The following is a 13074-nucleotide window of genomic DNA, read 5'->3' as shown; positions in this document are numbered from 1 at the left end:
GCCTCCACTGCCGTGGGAGCGTTCCCACTACCGCGTCCGAAAATGGGGGTTAAGGCGCGAGCGGCAGTGGATTCCGCGCCGCGCCAGGCACCAGTATGGAAGCTTCCGGCGGTGATTCCGCCGCCGGGTCGTTGGTCCGCGTCTTCGCAACGAATCGCCGGCGTGCCGAAGCGCAGAGCGCATAGAGGAATGCCATGTTCTTAATTAAAAATTCAACAGAGGTGCCGGCGTCGTGACCCGGACCGGTCTCTCACCGGCGAAGCAGGCGCTGCTCGCGCAGCGGCTCAGGGCCGGGAAAGCCGCGAGGGTCACCGTGCCGCCGCGCCCGGCAGGCACCCCCCCGCCGCTTTCGCACGCCCAGGAGCGCCTGTGGTTCCTGGAGCAGTACGCCCCGGGCACCACCGCCTACACCGTCCCCTTCGCCGTACGGCTGGACGGCGATGAGATCGACGGCGAGGCTCTGGAGCGCGCGCTCGCCGAGGTGGCCCGGCGCCACGAGAGCCTGCGCACCCGGTTCGTCACCACCGACGACGGGACGCCCGAGATCGTGCTGGACGACGAGCCCGTCGTGGAGCTGCGGCTGACGGAGGCGGACGACCCCGCCGCCGCGCGGGAGGAGGTCCAGGCGCAGCTGGTCCGGCCGTTCGACCTGGCGACCGGCCCGCTGGTGCGGTTGCTCCTGGTCCGGCTCGGCGCCCGCGAGCATGTGCTGCTCCTGACCATGCATCACGCCGTCACCGACGGCTGGTCGTGCGACATCGTGCTGGAGGAGCTGCTCGCCCTGCACGAGGCGTACCGGACCGGCGCCGACGCCGGCCTCGCCGACCCGCCGGTGCAGTACGGCGACTACGCGCTCTGGGAACGCGGACGGACCCACGAGGACGACATCCGCTACTGGCGGGAGCGGCTGGCCGGGCTGCCGCCGCTCGAACTGCCCACCGACCTCCCGCGCCCGCCCGAGCAGGGGTCCGCGGGGGCGGCCCACGGCATCACGCTCGACCGCGAGCTGGCGGACGCGCTCACCGTGCTGGGCGGGGCCAACGGCGCGACGCTGTACATGACGCTGCTCGCCGCCTTCCAGGTGCTCCTCGCGCGCTACTCCGGCCAGGACGACTTCGCGGTGGGATCGCCCGTGTCGGGCCGCGACCTGCCGGAGCTGGAGCGGGTCGTCGGGCTGTTCATCAACTCGCTGCCGATGCGGGCCGACCTGTCCGGCGACCCGACCTTCACCGAGCTGCTCGGCCGGGTGCGCGAGACCGCGCTGGACGCCTACACGCACCAGGAGCTGCCCTTCGACCGGCTGGTCGGCGAGCTCTGCGTCGAACGCGACGTGAGCAGGTCGCCGGTGTTCCAGGTGATGTTCGCGCTGCAGAACTACCGGTCGGCACCGCTGCGCACCCAGGGCCTGACCATGTCGGCCTACCCGTTCGAGGTGACCGCCAGCCGGTTCGACCTCGCGCTCTACCTGATGGACCAGGGCGACGGCCTCCACGGCAGCATCACCTACCGCACCGAGCTGTTCCGCCCGGCCACGATCGCGCGGATGGCGGAGTGCTTCGAGCACCTGCTCAGGTCGATCGTCGCCGATCCCCATGCCCGGGTGTCCGACCTGGAGCTGCTCCCGGCGGCCGAGTGCGACCGCGTGCTCGCGTTCGCGGGGGCGGGCCCCGAGCCCGAGACGCCCCCGGCGGACGCGTTCGGCGGGGCCTCGTCGCTGCACGAGGCGATCGCCGCGCAGGCGGCCCGCACCCCGTCCGCCACCGCCGTCGCCTGCGGCGGCGACGCCCTCACGTACGCGGAGCTGGACGCGGCGGCCGACCGGCTCGCCCGGCGGCTGCGCGGGCTCGGCGTGGGGCGCGACGACCGTGTGGCGATCTGCCTGGAGCAGTCGACCGGGCTCGCGGTCGCGGTGCTCGGCGTGCTCAAGGCGGGCGCGGCCTACCTGCCGCTCGACCCCGAGCACCCGCGCGGCCGGCTCGAGTTCGTCCTGGCCGACGCCGCGGCGTCGATCGTCGTGACCAGCCCGGACCTGCGCGACCGGCTGCCGGACGACGTCACCGCCGTTCACCTCGGCGAGGAGGCGCCGGAGCCCGTCGACCCCTGGGAGCCCGCGACGCCGGGCGACCTCGCGTACGTGATCTACACCTCCGGCACCACCGGGCGGCCCAAGGGCGTCGCGGTGCAGCACCACGAGGTCATGGTCTATCTCGCCGGGGTGCGCGAGCGGCTGGGCGTGGAGCCCGGCTCGTCCTTCGCGTTGCTCCAGTCGCTGGCCTTCGACTTCGGCGTCACTGTCTTCTACCTGTGCCTGATGACCGGCGGCACGCTGCACCTGGTGCCCTCGCGCACCGCCGGTCCCGAGCTGGCGGAGATCTTCCGGCGGACCGGGATCGACTACCTCAAGATCACGCCGTCGCATCTGGCGGCGCTGCTCGCCGACGCTGGGCCGGGCGACCTGCTGCCGAGGAAGCTGCTGCTCCTTGGCGGCGAGGCGGCCCCGCGCGGCTGGGCGGCCGAGCTCGCGGCGCTGGGCCGCTGCCGGGTCGTCAACCACTACGGGCCGACCGAGGCCACCGTGGGCGTGACCACCTACGACGTCGCCCGGCTGCCCGCTCCCGACGGCCCGGCCGAGGCGAGCGTGAGCCTGCCGATCGGCTCGCCGCTGCCCGGGGCGCGGGCGTACGTGCTGGACGAGCGGTTACGCCCGGTGCCGGCCGGAGTGCCGGGGGAGATCTACCTCGGCGGCGACCGGCTGGCCCGCGGCTACCTGAACCGGCCGGGCCTGACCGCCGACCGGTTCCTGCCCGACCCGTACGGCCCGCCCGGGTCGCGCATGTACCGCACCGGCGACCTCGGCCGCTGGACCGACGCCGGCGACCTGGAGTTCCTCGGCCGCCGCGACCTCCAGGTGAAGATCCGCGGTTACCGGGTCGAGCTCGGCGAGGTCGAGTCGGTGCTGGCCGACCACCCGGACGTCGCCCAGGCGGTGGTCGAGCCGCGCGGCGAGCAGCTCGTCGCCTACCTCGTGCCCACCGCCGGAAACGCCGCCGTCGACGGCGCGCGGCCGGAGACCGCGGACGTGCGCGCATGGCTGGCCGACCGGCTGCCCGCGTACATGGTCCCCTCGCGGTACGCCTGGCTCGACGAGCTGCCGCTCAAGTCGCACGGCAAGGTGGACCGCTCGCGGCTGCCCGAGCCGGAGGCCGACGTCGCGGCGGCCGAATACGTCGCACCGGCGCCCGGCCCCGAGGAGGACGTGGCCCGCGTCTGGGCGGAGGTGCTGGACGTCGAGCGCGTGGGGGCGCTCGACGACTTCTTCGCCCTGGGCGGCCACTCGCTGCTCGCGATGCGGGTCATCGCCCGGCTGCGCAAGGCGCATCCGGACCGGCGGATCACGGTGCTCGACGTGTTCAAGCACCGCACCGTCCGCGAGCTGGCCCGGCTGCTCACCGCCGAGGGGGACGTGCCGCGGTCGCTGCTGCACCGGCTCACCCCCGCCAGGGCCGCCGCCACGACCCTGGTGTGCGTGCCGTACGGCGGGGGCAGCGCCGTGGTCTACCAGCCGCTCGCCGACGCGCTGCCGGACGACTGGGCGCTGTATTCGGTCGCCGTGCCCGGCCACGAGCTGGGGGAGGAGGCACGGCCGTTCGACGAGGTCGTCGTCGACTGCGTGGCCGAGATCTCCGAGATCCTGGACAGGAACGGCGGCTCGCTCGTGCTGTACGGCCACTGCGGCCTCGGCGTCATGCTGTCCTCCGAGATCGCCCGGAGGCTGGAGGCGGACGGCCGCACCGTGGACGCGCTGTATCTCGGCGGCGTGTTCCCCTTCGCACGGCCGGGCCGCGGCCTGAACTGGCTCGGGGCCTTCTTCGACCGCCTCACCAGCGACCAGCAGCGGGTCAACGCCCTGACCGCGGCCGGGCTCGACGTGGAGGAGCTCGGCCGGGAACAGATCAAGCTCATCGTGCGCAACCGCCGCGAAGGCACCCGCGCCGCCGAGCGCTACTTCACGCAGATCTTCGAGGAGGGCGGCGGCCCGGCGCTGCGCGCGCCGGTGATCGCCGTGGTCGGCGAACGCGACCCGGCGGCCGAGTTCTACCAGGAACGTTACAAGGAGTGGCACTGCCTGTCAGAACAGACGGCGTGCGTCGTCCTCGACGAGGCCGGTCACTTCTTCCTGCGCTACCGCAACGAGGAGCTGGCCGAGATCGTCACCGGCATCCACCGCAAGCTCGCCTCCGGGCGTACGGAGGGGATGGAGCGGGACGACACCCGCACCTGGTGGCTGGAGGGCGTCTCGCGCAGGTCCGCCGAGGCCGGGGCCGAGACGGGAACGGCCCTGGACGGCACGGGCGGCACGGGCGGCACGGGCGTGGGGCAGGACCGAGCGGACGGCGTGAACGGCGCGGCGGAGACGCGGGTGCGCGTCGGCCCGCCGCCCAGCATGCGGCGCTTCCTCGTCGTCGCGGCCGGGCAGCTCGTCTCGATGACCGGGTCCGCGCTGACCGAGTTCGCCATCCCGCTGTGGATCTATCTCACCACCGGGTCGCTCGCCAGGTTCGCGCTGTTCTCCGTGCTCGGCCTGCTGCCCGGCATGCTCGTCGCCCCGCTGGCCGGCGCCATCGTCGACCGGTTCGACCGGCGCAAGGTCATGATGGCAGGGGACGCCGCCGCCGGCGGCACCCAGCTCATGCTGGGACTGCTGCTGTGGACCGGCAACCTCCACGTCTGGCACATCTATCCGCTGCTGGTCTGCCTGTCCGTCGCGCTCACCTTCCAACGGCTCGCGTACGGCTCGGCGATCCCGCAGCTCGTGCCGAAACGGTTCCTCGGGCACGCCAACGGCGTCGTCCAGATGGCCACCGGCACCGCACAGCTCATCGTGCCGCTGATCGCGGTCGGGCTGATGGCGGCGATCGGGCTGGAGGGGATCCTCGTCATCGACGTGGCCAGCTACGTCGCCGCCACGCTGACCGTCGCGCTGATCCGCTTCCCGGCGACCATGGCCTGGAAGCGGCGCGAGAGCGTGCTCGCCGAGATGCTGGGCGGAATCCGCCACTCCTGGGGCAACCGGGGCTTCCGCGCGATGCTGTTCTACTTCGCGGTGCTGAACATCTTCCTGTCCCCGCTGTTCATGATGATCTCGCCGCTGGTGCTGTCGTTCGGCACGCTGGCCGAGGTCGGCCGGGTGTCGTTCGCGGGCGGGCTCGGCGCGTTCCTCGGCGGCCTGGCCATGGCCGCGTGGGGCGGGCCGCGCCGCAGGCGGCTGCTCGGCGTGCTGCTGTCGACGCTAGCGCTGTCGGTGTTCTGCCTGCTGACCGGGCTGCGCCCCGACCTGTTCCTCATCGCGGTCGGCGCGTTCGGCATGTCGCTGTGCCTCACCCTGCTGAACGGCGTCTACGCCACGATCATCCAGGTCAAGGTGCCGCAGCGGTTCCACGGCCGGGTCATCGCGCTCAACACGCTGGTCGCCTGGTCCACCCTGCCGATCGGGTTCGGCCTGGTCGCGCCGTACGGCGCGCAGGTGTTCGAGCCGCTGCTCGCCCCGGACGGGCCGCTCGCGAACACGGCGGGCGTGCTGCTCGGCACCGGCGCGGGACGCGGCATCGGCTTCATGTACGCCTGCTTCGCGGTGGCTATCGCGGTCATCGCGCTGGTCGCGCTGCGGGTCCGGGTGCTGCGCCGGTTCGACGTCGAGGTGCCCGACGCCCTGCCGGACGACATCGTCGGTTACCAGGCGCTGACCGAGCGCATCGCGGCCGCCCGTACGGAGGCCAAGACGGAAGCCCGGACAGGCGACACACGGGCGGACGACACCAGGGCAGGCCGCGAGCCCGAGAAGGAGCACGCATGACGGGGACGCCGAGGACGACGAGGACGACGAGGGCGCGCGGCGTGCCCACGCTCACCGTGCCGGAGCTGCTGCGGCTGCGCGCGGAGCAGGAGCCCGACGGCGTCGCGATGATCGTCGAGGGACACGGGGCGCTCACCTTCGCCGAATGGGACCACAGGTCGGCCGCGCTCGCCGCCGGGCTGGCCGCCCGGGGCGTCGCCCCGGGAGACCGGGTGGCGCTGCACTTCGGCAGCCGCGACTGGATCGACTTCGCGGTGGCGTTCTTCGGGGTACTCAAGGCGGGCGCGGTGGCCGTGCCGATGTCGGACCGGCTGGCCCCGGCCGAGCTGCGCTACATGGCCGGCCACTGCGCGGCGTCGGCGGTGCTGCTCGGCCGCGATCTGGCGGCGCCAGAGGGAGAGCACTGGAGCGCGACCCCGGCGGAGCTGGAGGCCGGTTTCGATCCGGAGACGGCGCCGGATATGCCGCGGGTGCGGCCCGGCGACCTGGCGCAGATCCTCTACACCTCCGGCACGACCGGGCGGCCCAAGGGGGTCGGCGCCAGCCACGCCAACCTCGCCTACGGGTGCGTCACGCAGCCCAAGCACCGCAGGTTCGCCCACTCGCGCCATCTGCTGCACGCCTTCCCGATCGGCACCAACGCCGGGCAGACCATGCTGATCAACGCGCTGGACGCCCGGCCGGCCGTGCTGACCCCGGCGAGGTTCACCCCCGGCCGGTTCGCCCGGCTGATCGAGACCTACCGCCCGGGAACCGTGTTCCTGGTGCCGTCCATGGCGATCGAGCTGCTCGACGCCGGGCTGCACGAGCGGCACGACATGTCCAGCGTGGTGCTGCTCGGGTCGGCGGCGGCCGCGCTTCCCCCCGCCTTGTCGGAACGGCTGTCGGCGGCCTTCCCGAACGCGACCGTGACGAACTACTACACGTCCACCGAGGCCGCCCCCGCCCAGACGATCATGATTTACGACCGTACGCGGCCGGCCGCGCTGGGGCGGCCCGCGTTCGGCGGCTCGCTGCGCATCACCGACGAGGAGGGCAACCCGCTCCCGCCCGGGGAGACCGGCGAGGTGTGGATGCGGTCGCCCACCGCCACCCGCTCCTACTACGGCGACGCCGAGGCCAGCGCCCGGTCGTTCCGCGACGGCTGGGTGCGCATGGGCGACGTCGGATACGTGGACGCCGACGGCTACCTCTACCTCGTCGACCGGGAGAGCGACGTGGTGAAGACCGGCGCGTTCAAGGTGTCCACGCTCCAGGTGGAGGCCGCGCTTCACGAGCACCCGGGCATCGCCGAGGCGGCCGTGTTCGGGCTCCCGCATCCGGTGCTGGGCTCCGTGCTGGGCGCCGCGATCGTGCCCAGGACGAAGCCGAGCACGGAAAGCCCCGGGTCGTCCGAGAGCCCCGGGTTGTCCGAGAGCCCCGGGTTGTCGGAGAGCCCCGGGTTGTCGGAGAGCCCCGGGTTGTCGGAGAGCGAGGTGCGCGCCTTCCTGATGGACCGGCTGGCCTGGCACGAGCTGCCCGAACGGGTCCTCGTGGTCGACAGCCTGCCCAGGAACCAGTCAGGCAAGGTCATCAAGAAGGAGCTGCCCGCGCTGCTGGGCGGCCTGAGCAGCACGACGGAAGGCGAGTGAGATGTCACCGACACTCATCGGCGAGGGGGAGCAGGCCTCCCTCGCACAGCACGGCATGTGGATAACGGAACGGATGGGCTGCGGGGGCCGGGTGTACCACATGCCGCTGGCCGTCCGTTTCGACGGCCCCCTCGACGTCGACCGGCTGCAGGCCGCCTGCCACGACGTCGTACGCGCGCATCCCCAGCTGGCCGCGGCCCTGGCGGAGCGGGACGGCGAGGTGCGCCTGGTGCCCGCCGCCGTGCCGCCGCCGATCGGCTTCGAGGACGCCTCCGGGTTCGAGGACGCGGGATACGAGGCGGGCGAGCTGGTCGACCGCGAGACGTCGCTTCCCCTGGACCTGGGCGCCGGACCGGCCGCCCGGTTCACCGTGTTCCGGCTCGCGCCGGAACGGCACCTGCTCGTCTTCGTCGCCCACCACGCCGTCTTCGACGGCATGTCGAAGGACATCCTGGTGCGCGACCTGGCCGCCGCGTACGCCGGGCGGCCGGTGCCCGCCCTTCCCTTGACGCACGGCGAGATCACCGAGCGGGAGAACGCCCGGGTGGCCGAGCTGCTCGGCGAGGCCGCCGAGTTCTGGCGCGACCGCTGGAACGACCGGCAGGATCTGCGGCTCCCCGGGTTGTCCGGGGTCTCTATCCGCGCCGCTGCCGGTGAAGCCGTCGACTTCGCGCTGCCCGCCGATCTCGCCGTCGCCGCGGACAAGCTGGGCGTCACCCGGTTCGAGCTGGTGCTCGCCGCCGTGCACACCCTGCTCGCGGCGTACGGCAACGAGGACGCGGCGGTGGCCGTCGACCTGTCCACCCGGACCGAGGAGACGCGGGACCACATCGGCCTGTTCGTCAACGAGCTGCCGGTGCCCGCCCCCGCCCCGGCCGGGAGGTTCGCCGACTTCGCCCGCGCCGTACGCGACGAGCTGCGGGCCACGTACCGGTTCCGGCAGGTGCCGCTCGCGCGTGCCGTCGGCGGCGTGAGCCCGCGCACCGCGCTGACGCCGGTGTCGGTCAGCTACCGCAGGCGCGACGCGAGCGCGCCGGAGTTCCCCGGCGTCGCGGCGTCGGTGGAGTGGATGGCGTTCAACCAGGCGGTGCGCGGCACGCTGCACCTGCAGGTGGTGGACGCGCCGGACGGCGTCGCGGCCCGGCTGCAGTTCAACCCGCTCGTGCTGAGCCGATCCGGCTGCGAGAGCGTCGCCGAGCACCTGCTCGCGCTGCTGCGCGCGGTGGCCGCCGCCCCGGACGCCGACGTGGCCGACCTGCCCCTCCCTGCTGTGGTCGAGCCGTCCTTCGGCCGGGTCGAGGAGCCGTCCGCCTCGGCGCGGGGCGGAGCGGCGGACGCCGTGCCGTACGCCGCCGAAGTGGGCGAGATCTGGCGCGAGGTGCTCGGCATGCCGGAGATCGGCCCGGACGAGGACCTGTTCGACCTCGGCGGGCACTCGCTGTCGATCACCCAGATCATCGCGAAGGTGCGCGAGCGGATGGACGTGGAGCTGTCCTTCGACGTGTTCTTCGACGACCCGACGATCAACGGCATCGCGGCGGAGGTCGCCCGGCTGCGGGAGGAGGCGTGATGCGGGAGCGCGTGGCCGAACTTGTGGCGAAGGCGAGCGGCGGCGACCTGGCCGTCGCCGACATCCTGGCGGCGGAGTGCAGCCTGCCCGCGCTCGGCCTCACCTCGATCGCCTACCTGCGGCTGATCGACATGCTGGAGACCGAGTTCGACTGTGACGTCGACCTGGACGGCGGCCACCTCGACACGCTCGACGGCCTGGTCGAGCACATCGCGGGGCAGCGGAAGTGACCGCGAGCCCGCCGGCGCAGGTCACCGGCCTCACGCCGCTGCCGCCGCGCACCGTGGAGTTCCGCGGCGCGCGGGGCGGGCAGGCCGCGCTGACCTGGGGCCAGCAGGGGATCTGGCGCTCCACGCAGTGGCTGGACGACGGCGACCCCTACTTCAACCTGGCCTGGACCCTGCCGGTGACCGGCGCGGCCGGTCTGGACGCCGTGCTGCGCGCCGTGGGCCGTCTCGTCGAGCGGCACGAGACGCTGCGCACGGCGTTCGTCCGCGTCCGGGACGACGCCGGGGAGAACGGCGCCGGGGAGAACGGCGCCGGAGAGAACGACGCGGGAGAGAACGACGCCGGAGAGAACGAGGCCCGGGAAGACGACGGGACGGACGGCGAGAACACGGTTCGCGAGAGCACGGTTCGTGAGGACACGGTTCGTGAGGACACGGTTCGTGAGGACACGATCCAGAGGGTGAGCCGCGAGGGCCGGCTCACCGTCGGCGTGTACGAGGCGGCGGCCAAGCCGATGAGCGCGGCCAAGGCGCTGGCCGCCGAGCTGGCCGCCACCGGGTTCGACTACGCGGCCGAGCTGCCGATCCGGTGCGCGGTCGTCTGCCAGCGGGGCCGGCCGCGTGCGCTGGCGCTCGCGCTGTCGCATCTCGCGCTCGACGGCTGGTCGCTGAACATGGTGGCCGCGGAGTGGCCGCGGCTCGTCGCCGGGGAGGACCTGCCCGCCCCGAGCCGGCAGCCGCTCGACCAGGCGGCCTTCGAACGGTCGGACCCGCCGCCCGGCGGCCAGGCGCTGCGGCACTGGCGGACCGGTCTGGCGTCCGCTCCGCGTTCGATGTTCGACTTCCCGATGCGGGAGCCCGAGGAGCCGCGTTTCGTCCGGCACGGGATGGACTCCCCGGCGGCGGCCGTCGCCGCCGAGGCGCTCGCCGCCCGCCACGGTGTGACGACCTCCAGCGTGCTCACGGTCGCGAGCGCAGCGCTGCTGGCCGCCGTCACCGGGCACAGTACGGCGGCGCTGCAGCTCATCGTGTCGAACCGGCACCACCCGGGCATGGAGGCGATGGCCGGGCCCGCCGCCCAGGACGGGCTGTGCGTCATCGAGCTGGGGACCGGCACGTTCGCCGACGCGCTGCGGCACGGACACCGCAGGACCATGGCGACCTACCGGAACGGGCACTACGACCCCGCGCTCGTGCACGCCGCGTGGGACGCGGAGGCGTGGAGCCGCGGCGCCGACATCGACCTGGACGCGTTCTTCAACGACGTCAGGCAGGGGGGCCGCTGGCAGGGCCTGCCGGCGGCCGATCCCGGGGACGCCGCGGCGCTCGCCGCGCTGCGGAAGCGGACCCGCACGTTCTTCGTCGGCGCCTACTCGAAGGTCAAGGCGCGGATCTTCTTCGCCACCGGCCCGTCCCCGTCCACCTGCGAGTTCTACGTGCTGGTGGACACGGCGTTCCTGCCCGGCGACGTCGCCCTGCGGATGCTCACCGGCCTGGAGGAGCTGCTGGTCCGGGCGGTCTCCGAGGACGTGCCGCTGGACCAGGTGGCGAAGATCGCGGGCCTGGACCCGGTGGCGCGCCCCGCCGGATGGACGGCGATCGGCCACGACTGGGTGGACGTGCCGGAGACCGAGGCGCTGCTGCGTCGCGCGTGCGGCACCGACCTCGCCGCGGTCGTGATCGAGCACACCGCGGCGGACGCCGGAAACAGCGCCGCAGATGCCCCCGGAGACAGTGCCGCAGGCAGCGCCGGAGATGCGGACGGCGACAGTGCCGGAGGCGGCGCTGCAGACAAGGCCGGAGATGCGGCCGGAGACGGTGCCGGCGACAGCGCCGCGGACGGCACCGGAGATGCGGCTGGCGACGGTGCCGCAGGCAGCGCTGACGACAGGGACGGCGAGGGGGGCACGGCCCGGCTGACGGGGTATCTCGTCGCGCGTCCCGGGCTGGACACGCCCGAGGCCGTCCACGCCGCCGTGATGCGCGCCGCGGCAGGCCGGACCGACGTGCTCGCTCCCCACCACTACGTCCTGTGCGCCGCGCCGCCGGCCGGACCCGACGGCTGGCCCGCCTGTCCCCGCCGTGCCGAGGGCGGCGGCCGGGGCCCCGACATCAGCAATGACCGTCTTGGGAAGGTGACATGACCGACTCCCCGATGCTCGTGGTCGTCAACGACGAGGAGCAGTACTCCATATGGTGGAGCGACCGCGAACCGCCCGCCGGGTGGCGGGCCACGGGCTTCACGGGCACCCGGCAGGAATGCCTGGACCACATCGAGACCGTGTGGACCGACATGCGGCCCCTAAGCGCGCGCGACCCGGAGACGCGGAGCGTACGCGACCCGGCGACGTCGGGCTCCCGGGACAGATGACCAGCGCGGAGCGCCGCGCCGCGCTGATCGAGAAGCTGGCCGGGCTGCCCCCCGAGTGGCGGGCGGCGCTGCTGCGCTCCCTCGGAGCCGCTCAGCGGGAGCCCGGCGGACAGGAGTGGCCGCTGTCGCCGGGCCAGGAGCGCCTGTGGTTCCTCAGCCGCTTCGACCCCGGCGACACCAGTTACAACACGCCCTGGTGCATGCGGCTGCGCGGGCCGCTCGACGTGGCCGCGCTGACCGCGGCGTTCACCCGGATCGTGGCGCGGCACGAGGTGCTGCGGACCCGCTTCCGGCTGCGCGGGGACGCGCCCGTGCAGGTCGTGCTGCCGCCGGGGCCGGTGCCGGTGGAGCGGCTCGCGGTGTCCGGCGAGGCGGACCTCGACGGGGTGCTGAAGGAGTTCGTCGAGCGCCCGTTCGATCTGGAGAACGCGCCTCCCCTGCGGGTCGGCCTTGCCGAGGCGGGTGAGGACGACGCGGTCGTGTGCATCGTCCTGCATCACATCGTGATGGACGGCTGGTCGCTCGACGTGCTCCTGCGCGAGCTCACGGAGTGTTACGCCGCCGGGCGTGAGGGACGTGAGCCCGAGCTGCCGGAGCTGCCCACGCAGTATCCCCGCTTCGCCGTACAGGAGAGGCAGCGGGACCACACGGCGGGCCTGGCCCACTGGACGAGCCGCCTGGCCGGTGCGCCCGCGCTGGACCTTCCTGCCGACCGTCCCCGCCCGGCCCGCTGGTCGGGGCGCGGCGGACGCGAGGAGCTGCTGCTGCCGCCGGACGAGATCACGCCGCTGGAGAAGGTGGCCAGGAAGCGGCGCTGCACGTCCTTCATGGCCCTGGTCGCCGCCTATCAGGCGACCCTCGCCCTGGCGTCGGGCCAGACCGACTTCTGCGTCGGCGTGCCGGTGGCCGGCCGGTCGCGCAGCGAGCTGGCTCCGCTGATCGGCTACTTCGGCAACACGATGGTGCTGCGTGCCGACCTGTCCGGCGACCCGTCGTTCCACGAGCTGCTCGACCGGGTGCGGGAGGCGACCCTGGCCGGGATGCGGCACGCGGAGGTGCCGTTCGAGCACGTGCTGGCCGCGCTGCGGGTGCCCCGCGACATCAGCAGGCCGCCGCTGTGCCAGGCCATGTTCAACCTGCACAACCTGCCCAAGGACGATCTGCTGGGGACCCGGATGGCCGACCTCGAACGCGAGGTCTACGTGGTCCCGCCCAGCCACACCAAGTCGGAGGTCTCGATGGACCTGTGGCGGGGCCCGGAGGGGCTGGGCGGCGTCTTCGACTACAGCAGCGATCTGTTCACGCCCGAGACCGCGCGCCGCCTCCTCGGCGGCTTCGCCGAGGTCGTACGGCGTGCCGGGGCCGACCCGGACCTCCCGCTGTCCGCGCTGGGCGGCCCGTTCCCGAAGTGAAAGGTGTGG

General features: G+C 73.6%; 7 protein-coding genes. All 7 read left to right on the top strand.

The window, feature by feature from the left end; translation table 11 throughout:
* Positions 1-232: 232 nt before the first annotated feature.
* The 7 genes from OHB01_RS33080 to OHB01_RS33050 are packed head-to-tail and all read left to right on the top strand — an operon-like array spanning position 233 to position 13065.
* Positions 233-5854 carry a non-ribosomal peptide synthetase gene (locus OHB01_RS33080; protein ID WP_328854478.1) on the top strand — a complete coding sequence of 1874 codons (5622 nt, stop codon included), beginning with the start codon at positions 233-235 and terminating at the stop codon, positions 5852-5854.
* Positions 5851-7485, top strand: coding sequence for a class I adenylate-forming enzyme family protein (locus tag OHB01_RS33075; protein ID WP_328854477.1), 1635 nt, complete (start codon positions 5851-5853; stop codon positions 7483-7485). Before OHB01_RS33080 ends, OHB01_RS33075 begins: the two co-directional genes overlap by 4 nt.
* Position 7486: 1 nt before the next feature.
* Positions 7487-9055 carry a condensation domain-containing protein gene (locus OHB01_RS33070; protein WP_328854476.1) on the top strand — a complete coding sequence of 523 codons (1569 nt, stop codon included), beginning with the start codon at positions 7487-7489 and terminating at the stop codon, positions 9053-9055.
* Entirely contained in the window at positions 9055-9285 is a 231-nt protein-coding gene (locus tag OHB01_RS33065) for a phosphopantetheine-binding protein (protein ID WP_142648310.1), read from the top strand. Before OHB01_RS33070 ends, OHB01_RS33065 begins: the two co-directional genes overlap by 1 nt.
* On the top strand, positions 9282-11426 hold the full coding sequence (locus tag OHB01_RS33060) for a condensation domain-containing protein (protein ID WP_328854475.1): 2145 nt from the start codon (positions 9282-9284) through the stop codon (positions 11424-11426). The genes OHB01_RS33065 and OHB01_RS33060 overlap by 4 nt, the downstream gene beginning before the upstream one ends.
* Entirely contained in the window at positions 11423-11653 is a 231-nt protein-coding gene (locus tag OHB01_RS33055) for an MbtH family protein (RefSeq protein ID WP_142648312.1), read from the top strand. The genes OHB01_RS33060 and OHB01_RS33055 overlap by 4 nt, the downstream gene beginning before the upstream one ends.
* Positions 11650-13065 (top strand): condensation domain-containing protein, encoded by a 1416-nt coding sequence (locus tag OHB01_RS33050; RefSeq protein ID WP_328854474.1) that lies wholly within the window; start codon positions 11650-11652, stop codon positions 13063-13065. The genes OHB01_RS33055 and OHB01_RS33050 overlap by 4 nt, the downstream gene beginning before the upstream one ends.
* Positions 13066-13074 lie beyond the last annotated feature (9 nt).

This window comes from Microbispora hainanensis (assembly GCF_036186745.1).
GTDB lineage: Bacteria > Actinomycetota > Actinomycetes > Streptosporangiales > Streptosporangiaceae > Microbispora.
This window is presented reverse-complemented; position numbering and strand designations above follow the sequence as displayed.

Bases quoted from the DNA above. Each gene is read 5' to 3' on its own strand.
- OHB01_RS33075 (WP_328854477.1), top strand. From the start codon at position 5,851: ATGACGGGGACGCCGAGGACGACGAGGACGACGAGGGCGCGCGGCGTG.
- OHB01_RS33070 (WP_328854476.1), top strand. From the start codon at position 7,487: ATGTCACCGACACTCATCGGCGAGGGGGAGCAGGCCTCCCTCGCACAG.
- OHB01_RS33050 (WP_328854474.1), top strand. From the start codon at position 11,650: ATGACCAGCGCGGAGCGCCGCGCCGCGCTGATCGAGAAGCTGGCCGGG.
- OHB01_RS33065 (WP_142648310.1), top strand. From the start codon at position 9,055: ATGCGGGAGCGCGTGGCCGAACTTGTGGCGAAGGCGAGCGGCGGCGAC.
- OHB01_RS33055 (WP_142648312.1), top strand. From the start codon at position 11,423: ATGACCGACTCCCCGATGCTCGTGGTCGTCAACGACGAGGAGCAGTAC.